The sequence below is a fragment of the Geobacter pickeringii genome (genome assembly GCF_000817955.1).
In the GTDB taxonomy this organism is placed as follows: domain Bacteria; phylum Desulfobacterota; class Desulfuromonadia; order Geobacterales; family Geobacteraceae; genus Geobacter; species Geobacter pickeringii.
The window spans coordinates 1,330,934-1,355,881 of record NZ_CP009788.1 but is presented as its reverse complement, the minus strand read 5'-3'; the positions used below and the strand labels follow the sequence as shown (position 1 = coordinate 1,355,881).

The window sequence follows — 24,948 nt, the reverse complement described above, 5'->3', positions numbered from 1 at the left end:
CCGGCCGCCTTCCGTCACATGAGCAACCTGGTAAGAAAGTAGTCGGCAACCAAAATCAGCATGAACGACATGACCACTGCCCGGGTCGTGGACTGGGCGATCCCACGGGCACCGCCGCTGGTTTTGAAACCGGTATAGCAGGCGACGAGGGCGATGATCCCCCCGAACGTGGTCGCCTTGATCAGTCCCGCCCCCACCTCTTTAAACTTGAGGGCCGTTTTGAGGCTGTCATAGTAGGTTGAGTAGGAGATAAAAATCTTCGGGTGAAGATGACTCATGAACGCACCGCCGAGCACCCCGACGAAGTTCGCGTAGATGACAAGCGCCGGGACGCAGATCAGGCAGGCGATGAGCCGGGGCATGGCGAGGTAGCGAACGGGGTTGATGTCGAGGGTTTTCAGGGCGTCGATCTCCTCGTACACCTTCATGACCCCGATCTCCGCCGCCATGGCGGAGCCGGCACGTCCCGCCACGAGAAAACTGGTCATGACCGGTCCAAGCTCCCGCACCATCGACAGGCCGACGATACCGCCGATGATGTTCTGGGTCCCGTACTTCTGGAGTTCGACCCCGGTCTGGAGAGCAAGGACCATCCCGACGAAAAACGCCATCACCGACGCAATGGGCAACGTCTCGTAGCCGATGATCGCCATCTGGGTAAAGACGCTCTGGAGGTTGCGTGGTGCCTCGCGGAAAAACCAGACCGTCTGGCCGAGGAGCATCAGCATCTCCCCTACGATCTCGTTGAATGCGAGAACCCGCTTGCCTACCCGTTCGAAGGCGCCCATTACGGTTCGAACCTCGCTCTGCTCATGATAAAGTCGCTCCCGCTCTCTCCCACCGGCGTTGCCGGTTCGTCTTCCCGCCAACTGATCCCGAAGGGAAGCCATAAAAAACTGAGGGTTTTCATCCCGCCCTGTTCCTTGTAGCGGACAAGCCCCTTAAGGATGGCAACATCGGTTATGGTCTTTTCGAAGCGGTACGAAACAACCGGGAAAAACTCGCAGGCAAACTCCTCACCCCGGCGCTCATGCCAATAGAGGTTCCAGAGGAAGGAGGCTGCCGAATCGCCGGCATCGTTCCACCGTTGGACGTAAATCCTCCAAAGGGGCGACCAGCTTCGTTCGATACCCTCCCGGTTAAGGATCGGTTCGACCGGTGCCGGGAAGGAAAAGCTCTTCACGCCGCGCACGTCACGGTTGTAGACGAACAGCGGCCAGAGAGCCGTCCGCCGGCGCTCAGCGCCATCCGTCGGCCACCACTCCCGGCTGTCCGAAAAGAGGAAATAGAGCACCCGATCCCGGTCCTGACCGAAGGTGGCGCTGGATATTTCGTCGTGGCGGTAGAGTGGCCAGAGATACCAGCGCTTGAGTGTTTCCCTCCCCCGCTCTTCGTCGTAGAACGGGAGATAGCGGTCCACCGTGCGCCCCTCGCCTCGAGCCGTCATCACGAAAGGCCAGAGGTAATACGTTTCCGAGATTTTCCGCTCCCGATCGTCCACCCAGCCGAAAAAAGGCCACAGGTAGTGTCGGCTGCTCTTCTTGGGCGAATCGGTTGCCGAGTACAGCGGCAGAATCTGGAACCGGCGGGTGGGATTCTCCGTATCGAGCCCCGTCTCCGCCTCGTCGTAGAACGGCCAGAGTGCGAACCGCTTTCGATACACCCCTTCTTTGGACGACTGGCCGTAGAGAGGCCAGACCGCAAAACCGCTCTCCCCCTCTCCCTCCACAGTGGAAAACACCGGATAGAGATAGTTGCGCGTCGTCGTCCCCCCCTTAACCGTCCGACCGTACAACGGGAACAGGAGGTAGTGGTATTCGTCCCGCCAGAAACGCTCGTAGATATCGCCGTAAAAGGGGAACACCGATGTGTACGGGCCGTATTTCTTGGACTCACCGGTGATGTAGAAGGGGAAAAACATGGTCCCCTTCTCGGCCTGCTCCGGGTCGGCACGGCGAAAGATGTTCTTCTGGTAAAGCTTCAGCACCTGGAAGGTGGAGACATCGGGCGAGGACTCGGAGGAGGCCAGAGGATAGAGGTAGTCGGTCGCCGCGCTCTCAGGGCTCACATGGGAATCGCGATAAAACAGGGGACGCATGGCGGTCACCGTCTCCCCCTTCCGCTCCTGCACCTTGACCAGCGGTCCCAGAAGTGAAAGATTGCTGAACCCCTCCTCGGGACTCTCACGGTAATCAATGAGAGGCCAGAGGGTAAATATCGTTCCCCGCGCTTCGCCCACCCCCTTGTCGGCTCCCCCTGCCGGGGTCCCTGCAAGGGCTAGTGCAAGCAACATAAGGGCTATGCGGATACGCATGAAAAAACAGTCCACATTCAGAATTTGCCAAATTTATACGTTAATAATCACAGGAACCAGGGAGAGTCAACCAAAAACGCGGCATTCCCATTCCCAAAGACGAAAGGCCTGCGTGTCGAGCAGGCCTTTCTCAAATCAGGAGTAACGGCGCGAAACGCCCAGAATTCAGTACTTCTGATCGGCGTAATCGACCCACCCACCGGCAAGCACCAGGGCCTTATCGAAGGGAGAGATGTCAAAGGAAATGGTTTCCTCTTTCCCCGCCCCCCGCACGGTCAGGGTCTGGGTTTCAACATCAAGTGAAATGGCGGTCTCCGCTGTGCCGGCATAGGCGAACAGCGCGTCGATCTTCTCCTTTGGGAGTTCGATGGCTGCCATGCCGCAGTTGAACATGTTCTGCCTGAAGATCCGGGCGAAGGACTCCGCAATGACTGCGGTGATGCCGTTCACCTCAAAAACCCACGGCGCATGCTCGCGGGAAGAGCCGCACCCGAAATTCGCCCGGGAGACTACGACCCGTGCAGCCTTCGTCTTCTCCCCTTTGGGATCGAAACCGGGGAGTTTGAGGTCTTCGAGAATATACGGTTGGAGATCTTCCTTCGTGATTTCGGTCAGGTACTTGGCCGGGATAATCTCGTCGGTATTAATATCGGAGCGGTCGAGAAAGAGAACGGATCCGCCGAATGCTTTCATTGGTCAACTCCTTGAAAAATGATGTAGTGCTCCCCCGTCTGCCAGGGAATCAGAGATATTTCCGGGGGTCGGCGATCTTCCCCTCGATGGCGGTCGCCGCGCTGGTGGCCGGGGACATGAGGTGGACCATCCCACCCTTCCCCATGCGCCCCATGAAGTTGCGGTTGGTGGTCGACGCGCAGACTTCCCCCTCCGCAAGAACGCCGTTACTCATACCGAGACAGGCGCCGCAGGTGGGGTTCGTCACGCAGAAACCGGCCTCCATGAAGATGTCGATGATCCCTTCGGCCATGGCATCCTGATAAATTTTCGGCGTGGCCGGCGAAAGAATGCCGCGAACCGTCGGCGCGATCTTTCTCCCCTTGAGAATCTCTGCCGCAACCCGCAGGTCCTCAAGCCGGCCGTTGGTGCAGGAACCGAGATACACCTGGTCCACCGCCGTTCCGGCAAGCTCCGTTGCCGGCTTTACCTGGTCCGGCTTGTACCCGAAGGTGACGATCGGCTCAAGATTCGACAGGTCGAAATCCAGCACCCGCTCATACTGCGCATCATCGTCGGACCGCCACTGACTGAACGCGGCAAGGGCGGCCTCCTTGGACGAATATTCGTTCTGGATGAACGGCCAGAGGTACTCGACCGTCACCATGTCGGGCATGCAGATGCCGGAGGTCCCCCCTGCCTCGATCGCCATATTGCTCAGGGTCATTCGCGATTCCATGGTCATGGCGTCAACCACCGGACCGCGGAACTCAAGCACCCGGTCGGTGGCGCCGTTGACGCCCAGCTGTCCGATTACATAAAGAATCGCGTCCTTTGCATAGACCCCCTTGGGAAGCGTTCCGTTCAGGTTGACCCGAATGGTCTTCGGCTCGCGAAACGCACACACCCCCTTGAGAATTCCCACTTCAAGATCGGTGGTTCCGACGCCGGCGGCAAAGGCGCCGAAGGCACCGTGCGTGCAGGTATGGGAGTCCCCCATGATCACCGTATAACCGGGCCGGATGAACCCCTTCTCGGGAAACAGGGCGTGGCAGACACCGTTTGCCCCCACATCGAAGAAATCCTTGATATCGTGGCGACGGGCCCACTCCCGAAGCATCTTTGCCTGGGTAGCCGTCTTAGAATCCTTGCTCGGGGTGACGTGATCGATCACCGCCTTGATTTTAGTCGCATCGAAGACCCGGTCCTTCCCCCGCGCCACGAGATCGGCGATGGCGATGGGAGTGGTAATCTCGTGACACATAACCACGTCGAGCCGCAAGACCTTTGTCCCCGTGAACGGCTCATCGACCAAATGACTCGCAAAAATCTTTTCTGCTGTGGTCTTCCCCATGAAACGTGCACCTCGCGAATAAATGTTGAAATGTTGCGTCACTGTAGCCAAAGAAACGCGACAAATCAATGTAATATTTGTTCGATCCAGTTTAACATTTGCTTCGATTTTCCGTCCAATGCTATAGTGTATAAATTTTACAGAGGAAGGCACCAACACCCATGGAATTGAGTTTTTCCCGTACCAATGGAATCATCGACACCCTCATCGAGAGCCTTCTGGCCGAGGTCGGCACCATTCACCACCCCGAGCTTATCCGGGAGATGATCATATCTGCCCTCAAGTCGGGGATCGAATGCAATTATCTCGCTGACCTGAAGCTTCTCAATAACACTATGAAGGAGATGCGTTACACCACCAACGTCTTCGCACCGTACCGGCCCAAAAAGAAAGTCACGATTTTCGGATCTGCCCGTACCGAGCCCCACGAGCAGATTTACCAGACCTGCGTCACGTTCAGCCGCAAACTCGCCGAGAAAGGTTTCATGATCATCACCGGAGGCGGTCCGGGGATCATGCAGGCCGGCAACGAAGGCGCAGGAAGCGAGAATTCCTTTGCCGTCAACATCCGCCTCCCCTTCGAGCAGCAGCCGAATCCGGTCATGCTCCAGAATCCCCGGCTCATCAATTACAAATACTTCTTCAACCGCAAGGTCGCTTTTGTCAAGGAGTCGAGCGCGCTTGCCGTTTTTCCCGGCGGGTTCGGCACCCTTGACGAAGCCATGGAGGTATTCACCCTCATCCAAACCGGCAAGACCTCACCGAAGCCGCTCGTCCTGATAGACGACAATGACGGCTACTGGGACCGCTGGTTCGAATTTGTCAAAACCTGCATTCTCGGCAAGGGATTCATTTCGGCGGAGGATTTCTCGATATTCACCATCACCCGCGATGTGGACGAAGCCATCCAGATAATCGAGCAGTTCTACCGCACCTACCATTCGCTGCGCTTCTTCGAAGAACGTCTCATCATTCGCCTCAACAAGGAACTTACCCAGGCCCAGGTAGAGGAACTCGAAAACGAATTTCCCGAGATTCGTCGTGACGGATCCCGAATCACCCGGTGCGCCCCACTTCCCGAGGAAGCCGATGAACCCGACCTTCTCAGACTCCCCCGGATTTCGCTGCAGTTCAACCACCAACACTACGGCTTGCTTATGGCCTTCATTGGCAGGATAAATTCCTTCTAATTGCAAACTCTCCGACAGCGGCTCAATTATTGCTTGACACGCGTAATTACACGATGCTAATTTATCATGAGCAGCAAGTTTCGGAAGCTTTACGCAGCACTTGAAAACTGAACAAAGATCACCTGACTTTGTAGTTTTCCTGCCTCAAGACTCCGGAAACTTAAGCAGCATTCCACGAAGTCCGGAACTAATCCGGAGGCACCAAAGGAGGTAGGAAAATGGCACAAGGCAAGGTTAAGTGGTTCAACGACGCCAAGGGGTTCGGATTCATCGAGCAGGACAACGGCGAAGACGTGTTCGTGCACTTCTCCGCTATTCAGTCCGAGGGATTCAAAACCTTGGCGGAAGGCGAAGCGGTAACTTTCGACGTGGTATCCGGTCCCAAGGGACTCCAGGCCGCCAACGTTCGCAAGATTTAACCCTTAGCCGCACACTCTCACAGAGAAAGCCCGCTGGGGAATCCCGGCGGACTTTTTTGTTTAACAACTCGGAAACGTGCCCGGGGGAGAGTCCTCCGGGCACGTCTGTTACAGGCACTCGTGAATGCGCTCTTTCTTGAAGTGGAGGCGGTTCAACGCATTGATGTAGGCCTTGGCTGATGCCTCGATGATATCGGTCGAAGAGCCACGCCCAATCACTGTTTCATCGCCGTCGCTAACACGAACCGTTACCTCTCCCTGGGCATCGGTACCGCCGGTGATGGAACCGACATTGTACTGCTGGAGCTTGGCCTTCGTCTTGGTCAGTTTCTTGATTGCCTTCAGGGTCGCGTCAACCGGTCCGTCGCCAAGCTCTGCAGTCCGCACCGGTTCGCCATCAATCTCCAACTGAACGGTGGAGGTTGCAACGGCAAAAGAACCGCAGGTTACCGTGATGTGAGAAAGGCGGTACTTCTCGGCCGGCCGCATCACTTCCTCCGCAACGATTGCGTCAATATCCTCGTCATACACTTCCTTCTTGAGGTCAGCCAAGGCCTTGAACCGATCAAAGGCACGATTCAGATCGTCTTCGGACAGCTCATAGCCAAGCTCCGTCAAGCGCTTTTTGAAGGCATGGCGACCGGAGTGCTTGCCGAGCACAAGAACGTTCGCTTTGAGTCCCACCGACTCGGGAGTCATGATCTCGTAGGTCGACTTCTCCATCAGAACCCCGTGCTGATGAATTCCTGACTCATGGGCAAACGCATTGGCACCGACAACCGCCTTGTTGGGCTGCACACCAATGCCGGTAATGGTCGACAGGAGGCGGCTCGACGGAACGATCTGCTCCGTTGCCACGTTCGTCCTGAAGGGAAGTATGTCACGCCGTGTTCGCATCGCCATGACGAACTCCTCAAGCGAGCAGTTCCCGGCTCGTTCACCAATCCCGTTAATGGTGCACTCGACCTGCCCTGCTCCCGCCTGCACCGCGGCGATGGAGTTGGCCACCGCAAGACCGAGATCGTTGTGACAGTGAACCGAAATCACCGCCTGCTCGATATTGGAAACATTTTCCTTCAAATGCCGGATGATATTGAAGTATTCGAACGGAATCGTGTATCCAACGGTATCGGGGATGTTGACCGTCGTCGCGCCGGCATCGATCACCGCCGCCACCACCTCCGCAAGGAACTTGAGATCGGTTCGAACCGCATCCTCGCAGGAAAACTCCACATTGGGCGTGTAAGACTTTGCCCGCTTCACCGCCTTCACCGCCGCCTCCAGAACCTTTGCCGGTTCCATCTTCAGCTTGTACTTCATGTGGATATCCGAAGTGGCAATGAAGGTATGAATCCTCCCCTTTTCTCCCGCATACTTCAGAGCTTCCCACGCACGATCGATATCCTTGTCATTGGCACGACACAGACCGGCAATTTCCGGTCCCTTGATGGACTGAGCAACCCGTTTTACCGCCTCGAAATCCCCTTCCGATGCGATGGGAAATCCCGCCTCGATGACATCGACGTTCAACTTTTGAAGTTGTTTTGCCACCCTCAATTTTTCGTCGATATTCATACTGTTCCCTGGGGATTGCTCACCGTCCCGAAGGGTCGTATCGAAAATCTTGATTGTGTTCATCTCCGCCATTTGCCGCCTCCTTATTCGTGTTGATTTCCCATACCGCCACCAAGGAAGATAGACAGCCCTATCATCTCCCCCTCGACAAAGGACAAAAAAAGCCTTCACCCCAACAAAGGGGCGAAGGCTTGTGCTCCGCGGTACCACCCTTTTTCGTCCACCCGCAGGCGGACCTCGTTTATCCCTTTACGCGGGAAACGACTTCGGCTGGCAGAACATCAAAATGTTCCATTCACCGAAGCGGCTCCGAGGCGAGTTCATCCATTCCTTGTACCGGTTCACACCACCCACCGGCTCTCTGAGCATCTCCCTTTCTGGAGGGCACTACAAGGATCAGGACTACTACTCCTCTTCTTTGCCTTTAAACTTTTGGACATACTAGAGAATGATCATCACTGGTGTCAAGACAAAACTCTTGCATTCCAGGATGTTCCACCTCGACGGACAGAGTTTGATTTCACCAAACCCGCTCGCCTCTGGCGTCCGCATTTACTGCTCATCCCGTGCATGCTTATTGTGAATGGCCTTTTCAAGCCGCCGCCTTCGCGGCCACGTCATAAGGAAACCGATAATCCCCGAGAATGTGTAGCAGATGAAGATCACAAAGAGCATCACCAGCGGTTCCGCAGCGATAACGATGAAAAGCAGCACCGCCAGCACTAGGAATGCAAAGGGTTGCCGTTTGATCAGCTCGGGATCCTTGAAGGAATAATAGCGGAAGCTGGAGACCATCAAAAACGCGAGGAGATAGATGAGAACGAGGATCGCCACCTTCTTGTACGAACTGGGCCACCCGAAGTGATAAAAGAGGAGGACGGTCGCCGACACCATGCTCGCTGCCGCAGGGATCGGAAGGCCCACAAATCGCTTGTTTTCGACGGTATTGACCTGGACATTGAACCGTGCCAGCCGCAGGGCGCCACAGACCACGAACAGAAATGCCGCAAGCCAGCCAAGCCTCCCGAACGGCTGGAGAGCCCACTTATACATAAGAAGCCCCGGGGCCACCCCAAACGAGACCAGATCGGCCAGGGAATCGTACTCGACACCAAACTTGCTCGATGTCCCGGTCAGCCTCGCCACCTTCCCATCGAGGCCATCGAAAATCGAGGACGCCAGGATCCAAAGGGCCGCACTCTTGAAGTCACCATTCATGGTGGCAACCATACCGTAAAAACCGGCGAAAAGGCTGCCGGTCGTAAAGAGATTCGGAAGGATGTAAATCCCCTTCCTCATACTCTCGGACATATCGATTTTTTCACCATTCATTGGAGCATCCCCAGGATGGTTTCTCCTGCTACCGTCTTGTCACCAAGTTTCACCCTGGTTTCGGAATTCCTCGGCAGATAGACGTCAAGACGTGATCCGAATCGAATCAATCCATAGCGTTTACCCCGCTCCAGCAGGTCTCCCTTCCGAGCATAGCAGACAATCCGCCGGGCAATGAGACCGGCTACCTGAACGACGACCATCTTCACACCGGAAGCGCTCTCCAGAACGAGTCCCGCCTGTTCGTTCTCAAAGGTAGCACGCTCATCGCGCACATCGAGGAACTTTCCCTTCGTATAAAACGTATCGATCACCCGTGCCGTCATGGGTACCCGGTTTATATGGACATTGAAGACCGACATGAAGATGCTGATCTTAAGCATCTCGTCACCCAGATGCTCTTCGCGGGAAGGTCCGAGATAGATAACGACACCGTCTGCCGGAGCAACGACGGCATTTTCAATGGCGGGGGGAACTCTGCGGGGATTGCGGAAAAAAAAGCAGATAAAAAGCGTCACCGCCAGAGCCAACAACGCCAAGGGAGCCGCGACAATGAACTTGGCAGAAAGCAGCCCCGAAATGATGGTTACAGCTCCAGCCGCCGCAATGAACGGGAACCCTTCCGCGGCGATGGGGGTATGAGTATTGCGCATTCAACGTACCTCGAAGATTGGGGGAGATTATACACGGACAGGAAAATAATTACACGATTTTCCGCCATTAACCGAAAAGAGGCCGGGTTTCGAAGCGGCGAACAACCCGCTCTTCATACCCGGCCTCCGTGTTCCGTCTGATTGCTGTTTAATTCTTGGACTTGTCGACGATCTTTGAAGCACCGATCCATGACATCATGGAGCGAAGACGTGCCCCGACTTCCTCGATCTGGTGCTCGGCACCTTTGCGGCGCAGGGCGCTGAAGACCGGCTTGTTGGCTTTGTTCTCCAGCATCCACTCTTTCGCAAACTCGCCGTCCTGAATCTCGCCGAGGATCTTCTTCATCTCCTTCTTGGTCTCACCGGTAATGACGCGGGGGCCCCGGGTAAGATCGCCATACTCTGCGGTATTGGAGATGGAGTAGCGCATGTTGGCGATGCCGCCTTCATAGATCAGGTCGACAATAAGCTTTGTCTCGTGGAGGCACTCGAAGTACGCCATCTCAGGAGCGTAGCCAGCCTCGACCAGAGTCTCGAAACCGGCCTGAATGAGAGCTGAAATCCCGCCACAGAGGACAGCCTGCTCACCAAACAGATCGGTTTCCGTTTCTTCTTTGAAAGAGGTCTCAATGATGCCGGCCCGGCCACCACCGTTGGCCGATGCATAGGCGAGAGCCACGTCACGGGAGTTTCCGGACGGATCGTGGTGGATGGCGATGAGGCTCGGCACCCCGCCCCCACGGGTATACTCATGGCGCACCAGATGCCCCGGGCCCTTGGGAGCGACCATGATGACATTGATGTCGGGACGCGGGACGATCTGGCCGAAATGGATGTTGAAGCCGTGGCTGAACGCAAGATAGGCACCTTGCTTGATGAAGGGAGCGATTTCCTCGCGATAGACATCGCCCTGAATCTCATCCGGGAGGAGGATCATGAGCACGTCGGCAATCTTGACCGCCTCGGAGGTGGGAAGCACCGTAAGTCCGGCGGCGGTAGCCTTCTTGACCGAGGCGGAGTCGGACCGAAGGCCCACCACCACATCGATTCCCGAATCCTTCAGGTTATTGGCATGGGCGTGACCCTGGGATCCGTAGCCGATAATCGCCACTTTTTTCCCTTTGAGCACGCCCAGATTACAATCCTTGTCGTAGTAAATCTTCATTTCTTCCTCCTGTCGTTCGTTGGTGCAGAGTGAATTATCAACCAAGGCGGGCGAGCACACAACCCGTTCTATCCTTTCCATCCTTTGGAGCCGCGGCCTATGGCCACCGGCCCGGTCCGAACCAGCTCCTTGAGTCCCAGTGGACGGAGTAACTCCAGAATCGCTTCGATCTTGGCTGGGGCCCCGGTCACTTCAATGGTATACGACTTTGGTGTCACGTCGATGATCTTGCCCCGGAAGATGTCGGCAATCCGCAACACCTCGGCCCGGCTCGACTCCTCGGCAGTCACCTTGATGAGTGCCATTTCCCGTTCGATCGCCTCGCCACCGGTGAAATCAATGACCTTGATGACATCGATCAGCTTGTTGAGCTGCTTGGATATCTGCTCGAGGATCTGCTCGTCGCCCCGCGTCACAATGGTCATTCGCGAGATGCTCTCGTCGTTGGTGGGGGCCACCGACAGAGAGTCGATATTGAAGCCACGGCCAGAAAAGAGCCCGGCAACACGGGAAAGCACGCCGAATTCGTTCTCCACCAGCACGGTAATCGTATGTCTCATGCAGGAAACCTCCTGAAGTCGTACAAAATCACAAACAATTAGGCGTTGAGTACCATTTCGTTGAGCGACGCCCCCGCGGGAACCATCGGGAGCACCTTCTCTTCACGGGCGATCTTGAACTCCATGATGACCGGTCCCGGCGTTTCGAATGCTTTCTTGATGGTTGTCTCCACCTCATCGGGTTTGGTCGCCTGGAACCCTTTGGCGCCAAAGGCCTCAGCAAGCTTGATAAAGTCGATGGGGAGCTCCATGCAGGTCTGTGAATAGCGCTTTTCGAAGAAGAGCTCCTGCCATTGACGCACCATGCCGAGGAAATTGTTGTTGAGGATACAGATCTTGACCGGCAGCCGGTTTTGCACGAGCGTCGCCAGTTCCTGCATGTTCATCTGGAATCCGCCGTCACCACAGATGGCAATCACCTGACGACCGGGGTATGCAGCCTGGGCTCCCATGGCGGCCGGGAGGCCGAACCCCATGGTGCCGAGCCCCCCCGAGGAGAGGAGGGTCCGGGGTTTCGTGAAGGTGAAGAACTGGGCAGTCCACATCTGGTGCTGTCCCACATCAGTGGCGATGATGGCGTCAGGCTCGGAAAGCTCCCGCAGTTTCTGGATGACAAACTGGGGCTTGATGGTTGACGACGTCTGCTTGTAGGTGATCGGATGCTTTTCCTTCCACCCAGAGATCTCGGCCAGCCACGGTTCCACGTTCTTCCGGGACTCGCTCACGTTGGCACTCTGCCCTTCGGCAACCTTCAGCATCTTGGCCAGAACATCCTTGACTTCACCGACTATCGGAAGGTCAACGCGGACATTCTTGCGAATGGAGGTCGGATCAACGTCAACATGAATAATCTTCGCATGGGGAGCAAAGGTGGCTATCTTGCCGGTGACCCGGTCATCGAAACGGGCACCGACTGCCACAAGGAGATCGCAGTTGGTGACGGCCATGTTCGCGAAGTAGGTCCCATGCATTCCCAACAGTCTGAGGGCAAGGGGATCATCCTCGGGAAACGCTCCAAGTCCCATGAGCGTGGTGGTCACCGGCACATTGAGCATTTTTGCCAGGGCCTGCAGTTCCCCGGCAGCATCTCCCAGGATAACGCCTCCCCCAACGTAGATTACCGGCTTTTTCGCCGACAGCAGCATCGAAACGGCCTTTTCCACCTGCTTCGGATGCCCTTCGACGGTAGGCTTATAGCTTCGCAACTCAATGGTGTCAGGATAGCTGAATTCAGTCGTTGCGATCTGAACATCCTTCGGGAGGTCAACGAGGACCGGGCCGGGGCGCCCCGTCCGGGCGATGTAAAACGCCTTCTTGATGATCGTGGCGATTTCCTTGACATCCTTGATAAGAAAGTTGTGTTTCGTACACGGGCGGGTAATGCCGATAATATCCACTTCCTGAAAGGCATCGTTACCGATGAGTGCCGTCGGCACCTGCCCCGTGATCACCACGAGCGGAATGGAATCCATGTACGCGGTTGCGATCCCCGTGATGGTATTGGTGGCGCCAGGACCGGAGGTCGCGATGGCGACGCCGACCCGGCCGGTGGCGCGGGCGTACCCGTCAGCCGCATGGACCCCGGCCTGCTCGTGCCGGGGAAGGATGTGGCGAATATCCTTGAAGCTGAAAAGCTCATCGTAGAGGTTGATCACCGTGCCGCCGGGGTAACCGAAGACCGTATCGACCCCTTCCTGCTTGAGACATTCGAGAAGTATCCGTGCACCGGTCATTTTCATAAAAAGCCTCCCGTGAGGGAAATGGTAATGAACATCTGTTAATCGGCGCTCGTCACGGCGCCGGTGTAGGCCGAAGTCACCACTTTGGCGTAGCGGGCGAGCCAGCCGCTCCTGATCTTGGGCTCGGGGGCAAGCCAGCGGCTGCGACGCTCGGACAGGACCGATTCAGCGACGAGCAGTTCGAGCTTGCGGTTCGGAATATCGAGAAGAATCCGGTCCCCTTCTTCAACAAGCGCAATGGGTCCGCCTTCGGCGGCCTCGGGCGAGATGTGACCGATACAGGGCCCACGGGTCCCGCCGGAAAACCGTCCGTCGGTGATGAGCGCCACCGAGTCGCCCAGCCCCAACCCCATGAGGGTTGCCGTCGGCGCCAGCATCTCCCGCATCCCCGGCCCCCCCTTGGGACCTTCATAGCGGATGACCACCACGTCCCCGGATCCTATTTTTCCTCCCATGAGGGCAGCCATGGCCGCCTCCTCGGAGTCGAAACAGCGTGCCGTCCCTTCAAAGTGCATCATGGCGGCGGATACGCCGGACTGTTTGACCACCGCCCCCTTCGGGGCCAGGCTGCCGAAAAGGACCGCAATACCACCTTCCGGCTTGACCGGATCGGAGACCGGACGTATGACCCGCTCGTCCACCGCCTCTACGGTGGAGACAAGTTCACGTGTGGAGAGCCCCATTACGGTGGGGTTGTCCTTGATTTTGGCCTCCAGCTGTTTCAGAACGCCCATCACTCCGCCAGCGGCATCCAGGTCTTCCATGAAGTACTCCCCCGCCGGGTTCATCGAAGAGAGCTGCGGAGTCTCCTTGGCCAGAATATCGAAGGTCTCCAGCGGAAGATCAACCCCCGCCTCCCGTGCTATGGCAAGCAGGTGCAGAACCGTATTGGATGAACCACCGAGGGCCAGGTCGACCCGAATGGCATTTTCGAAGGCTGCTCTCGTAAGGATCTGCCGCGGAGTGATATTGGCGTGGACAAGGTCTACGATCCGCTCACCGGAGGCAAAAGCAATCCGCCGCTTGAGGGCGGACACTGCCAGCGCGGTGCCACACCGGGGAAGGCTCATGCCGAGGGTCTCGGTCAGGATAGCCATCGTATTGGCGGTGAAGAGCCCCTGACACGATCCCATGCCGGGACAGGCGTTGTCTTCGCAGACCTGCAGCTCCTTGTCGTCGATGACGCCGGCCTTGTAGCGAGCCATCGCCTCGAAGGTATCGGTAACGAACGAGAAGCGCCGTCCGTCCGACCCCCGTCCGGCCATCATGGGGCCGGCCGTCACCACGATGGTAGGGATGTCGAGCCGAGCTGCCGCCATCAGCATGCCGGGAGTGATCTTGTCGCAGTTGGTCAGCAAGACGAGTCCGTCGAGCCGATGGGCCTCGGCCACAGACTCCACCATATCGGCGATGAGTTCACGCGTCGGAAGCGAGTAATGCATCCCCTTGTGCCCCATGGCGATACCGTCACAGACCCCGGGGATTCCAAAGAAGAAGGCGTAGCCCCCCCCCGAGTGGATACCCTTTTCAATGAATCGCTCAAGATCCCGCATCCCCACATGGCCGGGAATGAGATCGGTAAAGCTGGTGGCGACGCCGATGAATGGCTTGTCCATCGCACTTTGAGGAACGCCGGTCCCCTTGATGAGGGCACGGTGCGGGGTACGCTCAAGCCCCTTCTTGATGGTGTCGCTGCGCATGGTAGTAAACCTCGTATCAAAAAATAGAACTGACTGAACGTCAATTGACTTGTGCATCGCCGGACGGTTCAGTCATAATTACCAGAAATTTGACAATTTCAAACAGGCAACTATCATAAGATGAAAGTGCAAATAATACATAATCGGGGCTATTGCTGTCAACTGCTATAGAATAGCGTTATAGTGTTTCGCGACGAATCTTTGCCAATTCGGCTTCCGAGGGACGGATGTAGGTGGGGTTCAGCAGCGCCAGAGGAGTCCCCTCCCCTGACATCAGAAGTTTCTGGGCGAGCAGGGCGCCGGCCCCCGCCCGGGGGAGATGACAATGGGAAGGTGCGAAGATCGCCCGATCACCGAGGGTCGCCTCGATCAACTCTCGATAGCGAAGCGCTCCATCGCCAACAAAGATAACGGTCCCCTCCAGCTCGGCAAGGAGTTGTTGCGGAGGGAGCACCCGATCGGTCATCAAGGGCTCGGGAGCGGCTTCACAGCGATAGAGACCGGCATACACCTCGTTTTTTCGCGCGTCGAAAAGCGGACAGACCGGAAAGGAACTGAAGGGAAGATTGAGGGCGAGCATGGCAAGTGAAGAAAATCCCGCCACCGGTTTTCCCGTCGCAATGGCAAGTCCCTTCACCGTGGCGGCCCCGATCCTGACGCCGGTGAACGCGCCGGGACCAAGGGCGACCCCGAAGCCGTCAAGCCCTGCCACGTCGAGCCCACCATCGGCGAGCACCGATTCGATGGCCCCCAGGAGGCGCTCCGTAAGGGTTCGACCACCGTCCACCAGATGCTCGGCCACAAGCCTGCCGTCACGGGTCAGCGCAACGCTGCAGGCGGAGGTCGATGTATCGACGGTCAGCAGTTTCACGCTATCCCTGCCCCACGATGTAGCGGGCAATATCGTTGTAAAAGGCAAGCACCATCAGTCCGATCAGCAAGGCAAGCCCGATCTGCTGGGCAATCTCTCGGGCCCGCGGGCTGACGGGACGACGGAAGACCAGCTCCCATAAGTAGAAGACCAGGTGGCCGCCGTCGAGAATGGGGATCGGCAGGAGGTTCAGCACGCCGAGGTTGACGGAAAGAAGTGCCATGAAGGCGAGGAAGCTGACCCCTCCCGCTTCCGCCTGCTGTCCCGCCATCTTGGCGATCATGATCGGGCCGCCGATGGTATCGAGCGGAACGGCGCGCTCGACGATCTTGACCAGGGAGAGCGCCGTAAGCTTGACGACATTCCATGCCTGCGCGCTCCCCTTGACGAACGCCTCTCCCGGACCAAACCGGTCGATGACCGTTTCGGACGAGGCGACGACACCGATGACCGGCGATGTCACCGTCTCGCCGAAGAGATTCTTGCCGGTCCGCGTCTCGGGCATCAGACGAAAGGTCTTGACCGCATCGCCCCGCTTTATTTCAATGACAAGGGACGCGCCTTTGGAAGCGGCAATCTGGGCGGCCATTTCCTCCCACCGCGTAACATTTTTGCCGTTCACCGATGTTATCACATCGCCGGCTGCGATACCTGCCCGGGCTGCCGGCTTGTCCTTCACAACCTCGCCGATTTTTGTGGTGGCCGACGGAACCCCGACCATGAACACAACGATGAAGACAAACCAGGCGAAGAGAAGATTGAATGAAGGACCGGCAGCCACAATGGCGATTCTCTGGAGGGGATGTTTCTCGGCAAAGGAACGGGCTTTCTCCTCCTCGGACAGCTCACTATCCGCCCCCTCCCCCACCATCTTGACGTATCCCCCCAGCGGGAAGGCGGAAATCAGGTACTCAGTCTCGCCGATCTGCTTTCCCAGGAGTTTCGGGCCGAAACCGAGGGAAAACTTCTCAACGCCGACCCGGAACAGCTTGGCAAAAATGAAATGGCCGAGTTCGTGGACGAAAATCAGGATCCCAAGGACGACAATTGCGGAAAGAATGCTGAGCATGTGATCCCTCTCAATACTTGACAGGATGCGGTCGAAGTGAATCTCCTAGGCAATCCCCAGCAGTTCACGCGACTTGTTCCGCGCCCAGAGGTCGACGGAGAGAACCTCGTCAATGGAGGACAGGGTATGGGGGGAGTGAGCGTCCATGGTTCGCTCGATAGAGACAGCGATGTCGATAAAGCCGATCTTCCCCTTCAAAAAGGCCTCCACCGCAACCTCATTGGCGGCATTCATGACCGCCGGCATGCTCTCCCCATCGGCAAGCGAGCGGTAGGCAAGCTTGAGTGCCGGAAACCGACGATAGTCGGGCCGGAAAAAACTCAGCCCCGAAAGCTCCGTCAGGTCCAGGGGCTTGACCCCGGACGAGATGCGCTCGGGATAGGTGAGCGCATAGGCGATGGGCGCCTTCATGTCGGGAACGCCAAGCTGGGCCATGACACAGCCGTCCACGTATTCAACCATGGAATGAATGATGCTTTGGGGATGGATATTGACGTCAACCTGCTCGACAGGCGTATCGAAGAGCCAGCGGGCCTCGATGACCTCGAGCCCCTTGTTCATCATGGTAGCCGAATCGATGGTGATCTTCTGCCCCATGCTCCAGTTGGGATGATTGAGGGCGTCGCTGATGGAAACCTGGGCGAGGCGGTCCAACGGAAGATTGAGGAACGGACCTCCCGATGCCGTCAAAATGATACGCTTCACGTCCTTGCGGCTCTGCCCTTCCAGAGACTGGAAAACGGCGCTGTGCTCGCTGTCAACGGGATAGAGCCGAACCCGCTTCTCCTGCACCAGATCCATTATGAGGCGGCCGGCAGTGACCAGGGTCTCCTTGTTGGCAAGGGCGATATCCTTACCCGCCTTGATTGCGGCGGCCGTGGGAACGAGTCCGGCGGCACCGACAATGGCGGCGACCACCATCTCGGTCTCACCCGTGGTTGCTGCCGCGATGAGGCCGGCAACGCCATGATGAATCTCGGGCTTGTAGCCGGTCAACATCCGGTCGAGCTCAGCGGCCCGCTCGCTGGTCAGGACGCTGACGAGCTTCGGCCGGAAGGTCTCGATCTGCTGTTTCAGCAGGTCGAGATTGTTTCCTGCCGTGAGGGCAACCACTTCGAAACGGTCACGATGTGCGGCGACAATATCGAGGGTGCTTACCCCGATCGACCCTGTTGATCCGAGGATTGTCAGTCTTTTCATATTCCCTCGCAATGGAACCCTAGCGGTTCATAAAAAAGAGTACTGCGTAGTAATAGCCCGCCGGAGCGGCAAAGAGGATGCTGTCGAGGCGGTCGAGAACTCCCCCGTGGCCAGGAATTATCACGCCGGAGTCCTTGACCCCGAAACTCCGCTTGAGGAGCGACTCGAAAAGGTCTCCCACCTGTCCGAGAGGCCCCATGAGAAGTGCTGCAGCAAGACAGTCACCGGACGAGAGCTCCGGGAAAAACGTTGCCTTCACGATGAAAGCCCCCGCAATGCTGCCGCACAGCCCTCCGATGGCCCCTTCAACACTCTTGTTCGGGCTCACAACGGGATAGAGCTTGTGCTTGCCCAGACTGCTCCCCACGTAATAGGCAGCCGTATCACCGGACATGACTACCACCAGCAGGAGAAAAATCCAGTCGATGCCGTGAGGGAGGGCCCTGAGCCAGAGCAGGTGCGTGAGGAGCAGCGGCACATACAGAAGGCCGGCAACGAAAAACGCCACTTCCCCGGCGGCGAAACGGATATCGCGGAAGGAAAAAAGAACCCGGAGCGCGCATGCAACGAAGAGCGTCGTCAGGAGAGGCATCACCAGGCCGGGGACGGCCTGGGTCGCCACGACGCCGGGAGCTAGCGCGGGAAGGGTGAGAAAGAGCGGGATGCAGCCACCAGCAAGGGAAACGACGACTCCGTCGATCTTGCGCTCAGGCAGAGCCATCCGGTAGAACTCCCCCAGACCCAGCACGGTCAGGAGCACGATAAAGAGTGCAAAAAGAAAGATTCCTCCCTTGAGGACGAGAAGAATGAGGAGCGGCAGGGCCACGGCCCCGGTTATTACGCGTTTGATGGTCAGCTCCTGTTCTGCAACTGGGCGCTCGTACGACCGAAGCGCCGCTCCCTCGACTGATAATCGCGCAGGGCCGCATGGAGTTCGTTTCGGGAAAATTCGGGCCAGTTGACGTTCGAGAAATAGAGCTCGGTGTAGGCCAGTTGCCAGAGGAGGAAGTTGCTGATCCGCATCTCGCCGCTCGTCCTGATAAGGAAATCGGGATCGGGGATACTCGACGTGAACAGGTATGAGGAGAACCGTTTCTCATCAAGGGCGGCGGGGTTGAGTCCACCGGACGAGATGTCGGCCGCCATCTGGACAGCAGCCTGAATGATCTCCTGGCGGGCACCGTACGAAAGGGCAAGGGTCAGCACCATGCCGGTCTTGGCTGCCGTCCGATCGATGGCATCCTGGACGGCATCGTTCACGTCAGGGGGGAGCTCGTCACGATTGCCGATGACATTGAACCGGATATTGTTGGTGAGCATCCGGGAGACTTCGGCCTTGATGTATTTCTTGAGGAGCGCCATAAGCGCTTTCACCTCGGTCTTGGGACGGAGCCAGTTCTCGGCAGAAAACGCAAAAAGCGTGAGATAACGAATCCCAAGCTTCGAGCATTCCTCAACGATGACGCGTACCGTTTCGACTCCCCGCTGATGGCCGATGATCCGCTTCAGCATACGCTCCTGCGCCCAGCGGCCGTTGCCATCCATGATGATCGCCAGATGGCGGGGTAGCTTTTCGGTATCAAGACCGTGCATAGAGGCCCTTAAAAACAAAAAATCCCCTTTAATCCGGGGGTTAAAGGGGATTTAACCACAAAAGACTTGCTGGCGCAAGCGAAAAAAGTCTCCAGAGGTTGCATGCCGGCGCAGCGACGCGACATCAGACCTCCATCACCTCTTTCTCCTTGTGGGCAAGAACTTCGTCAATCTTGGCAACGAACGAATTCGTCACGTCCTGGACATCTTTCTCGGCGCGTTTGAGATCATCCTCGGAGATCTGCTTGTCCTTTTCCAGTTTCTTGAGGCCATCGATGGCATCGCGACGGATGTTGCGGACTGCGATCTTGGCCTCCTCAGCCAGCTTCTTGAGCATCTTCACGATATCTTTCCGACGCTCTTCCGTAAGGGGCGGCAGCGAAATCCGGATCACCTTACCGTCGTTAGCGGGGGTGAACCCGAGGTTCGCGTTCATAATCGCCTTCTCAATAACCGGGATCATCTTCGCTTCCCACGGCTGGATAGTGATGGTCCGCGGTTCGGGAATAGCCAGAGTCGCTACCTGGTTCAGAAGGGAAGGATTGCCGTAGTATTCAACTTTTATCTCGTCGAGGAGACCGGTGCTTGCCCTGCCGGTGCGTACCTTCTGATACTCGCGCCGGAGAGATTCCACCGATTTCTCCATATGGTTCTTCATGTCAGCAATGACTTCCTTCGTCATGCTACTCTCCTTTCACAATGGTGCCGATTTCCTCTCCGCATACCACCTTGTTGATATTCCCGTGACTGGTGATGTCGAACACGATGATGGGAAGGTTGTTGTCCATGCAGAGAGATGTTGCCGTGGCGTCCATGACCTGAAGCCCCTTTTTGAGGACCTCGATGTAGGTGAGCGTCGGGTACTTGACCGCTGTGGGATCCTTCTTGGGGTCGGCCGAATAGACACCGTCGACCTTCGTTCCCTTCAGAATCACATCAGCACCGATTTCCATGGCCCGCAGACTGGCTGCCGTATCGGTGGTGAAGTAGGGATTCCCCGTGCCGGCACCGAAGATGACGACACGCCCCTTTTCCAGATGGCGGATGGCACGGCGGCGGATGTAAGGTTCCGCAACCTCCTGCATGGCAATGGCAGACTGGACCCGCGTATCCACGCCGATCTTCTCCAGGGCGTCCTGCATCGCCAGGGAGTTTATCATGGTTGCCAGCATCCCCATGTAGTCGGCGCTGGCCCGATCCATCCCCTTGGAAGATGCGGCGAGACCGCGGAAGATGTTACCGCCGCCGATTACCAGAGCCAGCTGGGCGCCGGTGGCCACGACCTCCTTGATCTCCGCCGCGATGGCGGTGATGATCAACGGATCGATGCCATACCCCTGCTCGCCGGCCAGTGCCTCACCGGAAAGTTTCAGCAGAACTCGTTTGTAATGTGGTTTCGCCATGCCTGTGTCCGCCTCCGTCGCCGATACACCCCTATGCCGGCCTCATGCTGCGCATACAAAAAAGGCCGGCCATGGGAATGACCGGCCCTTGTCGTTCTTACAGCCCTGCCGCTGCGGCAACCTCTGCAGCGAAGTCCGTCTCCTTCTTGGTAAGCCCCTCGCCAAGAGCGTAGCGGGTAAAGCGCCGAACCGAGATATTCTCGCCGATGCCGGAAATAGTCTCGTTCAGAAACTGCTGGACGCTCTTGTCCGAATCCTTGACGTAGGGTTGCTCGAGGAGGCAGATGTCAGCGTAGAATTTGTTTACCTGCCCTTCGATGATCTTTTCGATGATGTTTTCCGGCTTGCCGGTTTCGCGGGCCTTGGCGCGGTAAATCTCCTTCTCGCGCTCAACAACCTCCGTCGGAACTTCTTCGCGGCGGACAAACTGCGGCGCGGCCGCGGCGATATGCATAGCGATATCCTTGACGAAGACCTGGAAGTTCTCGTTGCGGGCAACGAAATCGGTCTCGCAGTTAATTTCGACCAGAACGCCGATTTTGCCGCCAGCATGGATGTAGGAGCCGACGAGCCCCTCCGTTGCGGCACGGCCAGCCTTCTTGGAAGCGGCGGCAAGCCCCTTCGTCCTTAGGTAATCGACTGCCTTCTCGTGGTCGCCCCCCGTTTCGGAAAGAGCCTTCTTGCAATCCATGAGCCCCGCGCCGGTGGCCTTCCGCAACTCGTTAACCTGTGCAGCTGTAATGCTCACTGTATCCTCCAGATGGGTTCGGCTTCATGCCGCCCCCCTAATTATAGATAACGTTTCCGTACTGTTCGATCCAAAGCAGCGACAAACGCCAGCCTACTCGCCGGCCTCTTCGGCCCCGGCGGCTGCCGCCTCGCCGGCCTCCTCACCTTCGGTGTCAGCCCGAAGGGCCACTTCGCGAACCTGGGCCCCTTCAAGAACCGCATCGGCCATTTTTGCAGAGAGAAGACGGATCGCACGGATGGCATCGTCATTGCCGGGGATCACGTAATCGATCGGATCGGGATCGCAGTTGGTGTCGACAACGGCAACTACAGGAATCCCGAGCTTCTTCGCTTCGCTGATTGCAATGGTTTCATTCTTCGGATCGACAACAAAGAGGGCGCCGGGAAGCTTGCCCATCCCCTTGATCCCGCCGAGGGTCTTCTCAAGCTTCTGGCGCTCCTTCTCAAGCTGGAGTGCCTCTTTCTTGGTGTACGCCTCGATGGTGCCGTCGGCAAACATGGCATCGAGGCGCTTGAGGCGGTCAATGCTCTGCTTCACCGTTGCAAAGTTGGTCAGCATGCCGCCGAGCCAACGCTGGTTTACGAAAAACATGCCGCAACGCTGTGCTTCTTCGCCGATCGAATCCTGTGCCTGCTTCTTGGTGCCTACGAAGAGGATGGTCTCCCCCGCCTGGGCATTCTCGCGTACGAAGCTGTACGCGTTCTTGAAGAGGCGGACGGTCTTCTGCAGATCGATGATGTAAATTCCGTTCCGCGCTCCGAAGATGTACGGCTTCATCTTCGGGTTCCATCTCTTGGTCTGGTGACCGAAGTGGACGCCGGCCTCCAGAAGCTCCTTCATGGTGATGTTCGACATGTGCTTTCTCCTTTTGGTTTGTGCCTCCGCTTTCCCCGAGAGCCGGAATCCGTAATCAACGGACACCACCGGCCCGACAGAAAGCGTGCGTAATGTAAGCAGCGGATTCATATACCACAGAGCGCCCGACTTGGCAAGGACAATGTGTGCTCCCCGAGGGGCTGCCTTATTTACATCGCCCCCCCCTTCATGTATCATAGCGCGCTCATGACCAGGATCCTTTACCGATATATCTTCAGGGAAACTGCCGTCCCCTTTGTGCTGGGAATGGCCGTCTTCACCTTTGTACTGCTCATGGGGCGGCTCCTCAAGCTTGCAGAGATGGTCTTCGCCAAGGGAGTGCCTTTTGCCGATGTCTGCAGGCTGATTCTCTTCATGCTCCCCTCGTTCTTTCTCGTGACGATTCCCATGGCTTTCCTGCTGGCGGTGCTTCTCGCCTTCGGGAGGCTCTCATCCGACAGTGAAATAACCGCCATGAAGGCAAGCGGTGTGGGTGTCGGCTCCCTCCTGCCGCCGGTTCTCATCTTCGCAGTCCTGACCTACCTTGCCACCACCTTCGTCACGGTCTACGCCCTGCCCTGGGGAAACACCTCCTTCAAGAGATTTCTCTACGAGGTGGTGGAGACACGGGCCGCCACGAGCATCCGCGAAAAGGTATTCAACGATGACTTCCCCGGCCTCGTCATCTATGTGGACGACTACGACCAGATAAACCATGACATCTTCGGCATCCTGATCCAGGACGAACGCAACCCTGACGAGCATGCGACGATTTTCGCCACGGCAGGCAAGATCGTCGCCAATCCCGAGTCAAAAACCATACGGCTTCACCTTGAAGATGGAGGAATTCACCGCCTGGCAGGCAAGGAAGGCTACCGCTTCGTCGAGTTCGCAAGTTACGACCTGAACGTCAACCTCCAGCAGCAGTCGAAAAAGGACTACCGCGACGAGCAGGATATGACCCTGAGCGAGCTATTGACGCTTCTCCGGACCCCGCAGGAAGAGACAAAACTCCTGAGCGATGCACGAATCGAACTCCACAAACGCTTTGCCCTGCCGTTCGCCTGCATCGTCTTCGCCATCATCGGCATCCCCCTTGGCATCCACAACCAGCGGGCGGGGCGGGCCGGCGGCTTCTCGGCGGGGATCTTTCTCCTGCTGGGCTACTACATCCTCATGTCGGGTGCAAAGGCCATCTGCGAAAAAGGGATTCTCCCTCCCGCCATCGCCATGTGGATTCCGAACATCCTCCTGACCGGCATCGGCATCAACCTTCTCCTGCGGGCCGCCAGCGAACGGCCGCTCCCCTTTGCGGGGACCATCAGAGAACTTTCGCATCGGATTCGGGAGCGCTTCGGAAAGGTGACGAAATCATCGTGAGCATCCTCACCCGCTACATAGCCGCCGCATATCTGCGCATCTTCGGTCTCTGCCTGGCAGCATTCATCGCGATTTACCTGGTGATCGACTTTCTGGAAAAGATCGGCCGGCTCCTTCGCTTCCAGCCCCGCTGGGCCGACCTCATCCATTTTTTCCTGCTCAAGATTCCCGAAATATTCACGCAGGTGGTACCGCTTGCCGTCCTGATGGCAACGCTGCTCACCCTCGGGCTGCTCTCCCGCAACAGCGAAATCACCGCCATGCGTGGCTGCGGCATAAGCCTGGCGAGAATCAGCACGCCGATTCTCGTGATCGCCTGCGGCGTGAGCTTCCTCACCATTATCGCCAACGAATTCGTGCTTCCTGAGACCTACCAGAAGATGCGCTACATCGAAGAGGTCCTGATCCGGAAGAAGAGCTACAACACCTTCTTCCGCCAGAACAACATCTGGCACAAGGACGGGAACACGATCATGATGGCCCGGCTTTTCGACCCGGCCCACCAGACGCTGGGAGGAATCACCCTCTGGAACTTCGCCGCAGGACTTCGCCCGATCAAGCGGATCGATGCCGACTCCGCCTCATGGAACGGGCGGCAGTGGGTACTGCATCGCGTCACCGCGCGAGAACTGGGGCGGGGGGGAGTCACCACCACGACCAAAGCGGAAAACCTCCCCACAACGCTCAACCTGACCGTAGAAGACCTGAAAGTGGTCGACAAGTACGCCGACAACATGGGGTTCCTCAAGCTGAGAGAGTACATACGAAAGCTGCACCGGGGAGGCTACGAGACAACACGGTACGAAGCCCAGATGCACGCCAAACTCTCTCTCCCCTTTGCCTCGCTCATCATGGCATTTCTCGGCATCCCCTTCGCCCTGCGCGGCGGGAGATCGAGCGGCATCGCCATCGGCATCGGCGCAAGCATCGCCATCGGCTTCGCCTATTTCATCATCAACTCCATACTCATCTCGTTCGGCCAGACCGGGGTCCTTCCCCCCTTCGTCTCCGCCTGGATCGCCAATCTTCTCTTTGCGCTCTCGGGCGTCTGGCTGGCCATGACCATTACCCGTTGACATCGTTGCCGACGGTGATTTAATTGCCGGAAATGCCCGATTCACCGGGGCACCGAATGAAAATATCCGGAGGTTCC

At 57.4% G+C, this 24,948-nt stretch carries 24 protein-coding genes and 1 other annotated feature; of the genes, 4 read left to right on the top strand and 20 right to left on the bottom strand.

What is annotated here, in order from left to right:
- Positions 1 to 14: 14 nt before the first annotated feature.
- The 4 genes from GPICK_RS06110 to GPICK_RS06095 all read right to left on the bottom strand — a co-directional run bounded on the left by GPICK_RS06110 (position 15) and on the right by GPICK_RS06095 (position 4,340).
- A complete protein-coding gene (locus GPICK_RS06110; RefSeq protein ID WP_039741352.1) occupies positions 15 to 788 on the bottom strand; it encodes an MlaE family ABC transporter permease in 774 nt (257 codons plus the stop codon).
- Complete coding sequence (locus tag GPICK_RS06105) at positions 788 to 2,293, bottom strand: hypothetical protein (protein ID WP_179944515.1); 1,506 nt, start codon at positions 2,291 to 2,293, stop codon at positions 788 to 790. Before GPICK_RS06105 ends, GPICK_RS06110 begins: the two co-directional genes overlap by 1 nt.
- 186 nt (positions 2,294 to 2,479) lie before the next feature.
- Positions 2,480 to 3,007, bottom strand: coding sequence for a 3-isopropylmalate dehydratase small subunit (locus GPICK_RS06100; RefSeq protein ID WP_039741351.1), 528 nt, complete (start codon positions 3,005 to 3,007; stop codon positions 2,480 to 2,482).
- Positions 3,008 to 3,056: 49 nt separating this feature from the next.
- Positions 3,057 to 4,340, bottom strand: a complete 1,284-nt coding sequence (locus tag GPICK_RS06095) for a 3-isopropylmalate dehydratase large subunit (protein WP_039741349.1) — start codon at positions 4,338 to 4,340, stop codon at positions 3,057 to 3,059.
- 161 nt (positions 4,341 to 4,501) lie between these two features.
- On the opposite strand from GPICK_RS06095, the gene GPICK_RS06090 reads away from it, so the two are divergent.
- Positions 4,502 to 5,530: an LOG family protein gene (locus GPICK_RS06090; protein ID WP_039741347.1), complete on the top strand. Its 1,029-nt coding sequence runs from the start codon at positions 4,502 to 4,504 to the stop codon at positions 5,528 to 5,530.
- A gap of 218 nt (positions 5,531 to 5,748) precedes the next feature.
- Positions 5,749 to 5,949, top strand: a complete 201-nt coding sequence (locus tag GPICK_RS06085; protein WP_039741345.1) for a cold-shock protein — start codon at positions 5,749 to 5,751, stop codon at positions 5,947 to 5,949.
- A gap of 108 nt (positions 5,950 to 6,057) precedes the next feature.
- Here the strand turns inward: GPICK_RS06085 and GPICK_RS06080 are convergent, their stop codons facing one another.
- The 16 genes from GPICK_RS06080 to rpsB all read right to left on the bottom strand — a co-directional run bounded on the left by GPICK_RS06080 (position 6,058) and on the right by rpsB (position 22,415).
- Positions 6,058 to 7,596 carry a 2-isopropylmalate synthase gene (locus GPICK_RS06080; protein ID WP_039741343.1) on the bottom strand — a complete coding sequence of 513 codons (1,539 nt, stop codon included), beginning with the start codon at positions 7,594 to 7,596 and terminating at the stop codon, positions 6,058 to 6,060.
- A 104-nt stretch (positions 7,597 to 7,700) separates the two neighbouring features.
- Positions 7,701 to 7,952, bottom strand: a binding site (T-box leader).
- 124 nt (positions 7,953 to 8,076) lie between these two features.
- On the bottom strand, positions 8,077 to 8,856 hold the full coding sequence (pssA, locus tag GPICK_RS06075) for a CDP-diacylglycerol--serine O-phosphatidyltransferase (protein ID WP_039741342.1): 780 nt from the start codon (positions 8,854 to 8,856) through the stop codon (positions 8,077 to 8,079).
- Positions 8,853 to 9,509 (bottom strand): phosphatidylserine decarboxylase family protein, encoded by a 657-nt coding sequence (locus GPICK_RS06070; protein ID WP_039741340.1) that lies wholly within the window; start codon positions 9,507 to 9,509, stop codon positions 8,853 to 8,855. The genes pssA and GPICK_RS06070 overlap by 4 nt, the downstream gene beginning before the upstream one ends.
- A 148-nt stretch (positions 9,510 to 9,657) precedes the next feature.
- Complete coding sequence (gene ilvC, locus GPICK_RS06065; protein ID WP_039741338.1) at positions 9,658 to 10,674, bottom strand: ketol-acid reductoisomerase; 1,017 nt, start codon at positions 10,672 to 10,674, stop codon at positions 9,658 to 9,660.
- A gap of 68 nt (positions 10,675 to 10,742) precedes the next feature.
- Positions 10,743 to 11,234 carry an acetolactate synthase small subunit gene (ilvN, locus tag GPICK_RS06060; RefSeq protein ID WP_039741337.1) on the bottom strand — a complete coding sequence of 164 codons (492 nt, stop codon included), beginning with the start codon at positions 11,232 to 11,234 and terminating at the stop codon, positions 10,743 to 10,745.
- 38 nt (positions 11,235 to 11,272) lie between these two features.
- Entirely contained in the window at positions 11,273 to 12,973 is a 1,701-nt protein-coding gene (ilvB, locus tag GPICK_RS06055) for a biosynthetic-type acetolactate synthase large subunit (protein WP_039741334.1), read from the bottom strand.
- Between the two features lie 38 nt (positions 12,974 to 13,011).
- Positions 13,012 to 14,673 carry a dihydroxy-acid dehydratase gene (ilvD, locus tag GPICK_RS06050; RefSeq protein ID WP_039741332.1) on the bottom strand — a complete coding sequence of 554 codons (1,662 nt, stop codon included), beginning with the start codon at positions 14,671 to 14,673 and terminating at the stop codon, positions 13,012 to 13,014.
- Between the two features lie 178 nt (positions 14,674 to 14,851).
- Positions 14,852 to 15,544, bottom strand: coding sequence for a tRNA (adenosine(37)-N6)-threonylcarbamoyltransferase complex dimerization subunit type 1 TsaB (tsaB, locus tag GPICK_RS06045; protein WP_039741330.1), 693 nt, complete (start codon positions 15,542 to 15,544; stop codon positions 14,852 to 14,854).
- A 1-nt stretch (position 15,545) separates the two neighbouring features.
- On the bottom strand, positions 15,546 to 16,613 hold the full coding sequence (rseP, locus tag GPICK_RS06040; RefSeq protein WP_039741327.1) for an RIP metalloprotease RseP: 1,068 nt from the start codon (positions 16,611 to 16,613) through the stop codon (positions 15,546 to 15,548).
- 45 nt (positions 16,614 to 16,658) lie between these two features.
- Positions 16,659 to 17,813: a 1-deoxy-D-xylulose-5-phosphate reductoisomerase gene (locus tag GPICK_RS06035; protein ID WP_039741325.1), complete on the bottom strand. Its 1,155-nt coding sequence runs from the start codon at positions 17,811 to 17,813 to the stop codon at positions 16,659 to 16,661.
- A 19-nt stretch (positions 17,814 to 17,832) separates the two neighbouring features.
- On the bottom strand, positions 17,833 to 18,639 hold the full coding sequence (locus GPICK_RS06030; RefSeq protein ID WP_236685663.1) for a phosphatidate cytidylyltransferase: 807 nt from the start codon (positions 18,637 to 18,639) through the stop codon (positions 17,833 to 17,835).
- 26 nt (positions 18,640 to 18,665) lie between these two features.
- Positions 18,666 to 19,406 carry an isoprenyl transferase gene (locus tag GPICK_RS06025; protein ID WP_039741321.1) on the bottom strand — a complete coding sequence of 247 codons (741 nt, stop codon included), beginning with the start codon at positions 19,404 to 19,406 and terminating at the stop codon, positions 18,666 to 18,668.
- A 124-nt stretch (positions 19,407 to 19,530) separates the two neighbouring features.
- Complete coding sequence (frr, locus tag GPICK_RS06020) at positions 19,531 to 20,088, bottom strand: ribosome recycling factor (RefSeq protein WP_039741319.1); 558 nt, start codon at positions 20,086 to 20,088, stop codon at positions 19,531 to 19,533.
- 1 nt (position 20,089) lies between these two features.
- Positions 20,090 to 20,809: a UMP kinase gene (gene pyrH / locus GPICK_RS06015; protein WP_039741317.1), complete on the bottom strand. Its 720-nt coding sequence runs from the start codon at positions 20,807 to 20,809 to the stop codon at positions 20,090 to 20,092.
- 97 nt (positions 20,810 to 20,906) lie between these two features.
- Complete coding sequence (gene tsf, locus GPICK_RS06010) at positions 20,907 to 21,557, bottom strand: translation elongation factor Ts (protein ID WP_039741315.1); 651 nt, start codon at positions 21,555 to 21,557, stop codon at positions 20,907 to 20,909.
- Positions 21,558 to 21,650: 93 nt separating this feature from the next.
- Positions 21,651 to 22,415, bottom strand: coding sequence for a 30S ribosomal protein S2 (gene rpsB, locus GPICK_RS06005; protein WP_039741313.1), 765 nt, complete (start codon positions 22,413 to 22,415; stop codon positions 21,651 to 21,653).
- A gap of 207 nt (positions 22,416 to 22,622) precedes the next feature.
- On the opposite strand from rpsB, the gene lptF reads away from it, so the two are divergent.
- Positions 22,623 to 23,795, top strand: coding sequence for an LPS export ABC transporter permease LptF (gene lptF, locus GPICK_RS06000; protein WP_039745399.1), 1,173 nt, complete (start codon positions 22,623 to 22,625; stop codon positions 23,793 to 23,795).
- Positions 23,792 to 24,871, top strand: a complete 1,080-nt coding sequence (gene lptG / locus GPICK_RS05995) for an LPS export ABC transporter permease LptG (RefSeq protein WP_039741312.1) — start codon at positions 23,792 to 23,794, stop codon at positions 24,869 to 24,871. The genes lptF and lptG overlap by 4 nt, the downstream gene beginning before the upstream one ends.
- Positions 24,872 to 24,948: the final 77 nt, after the last annotated feature.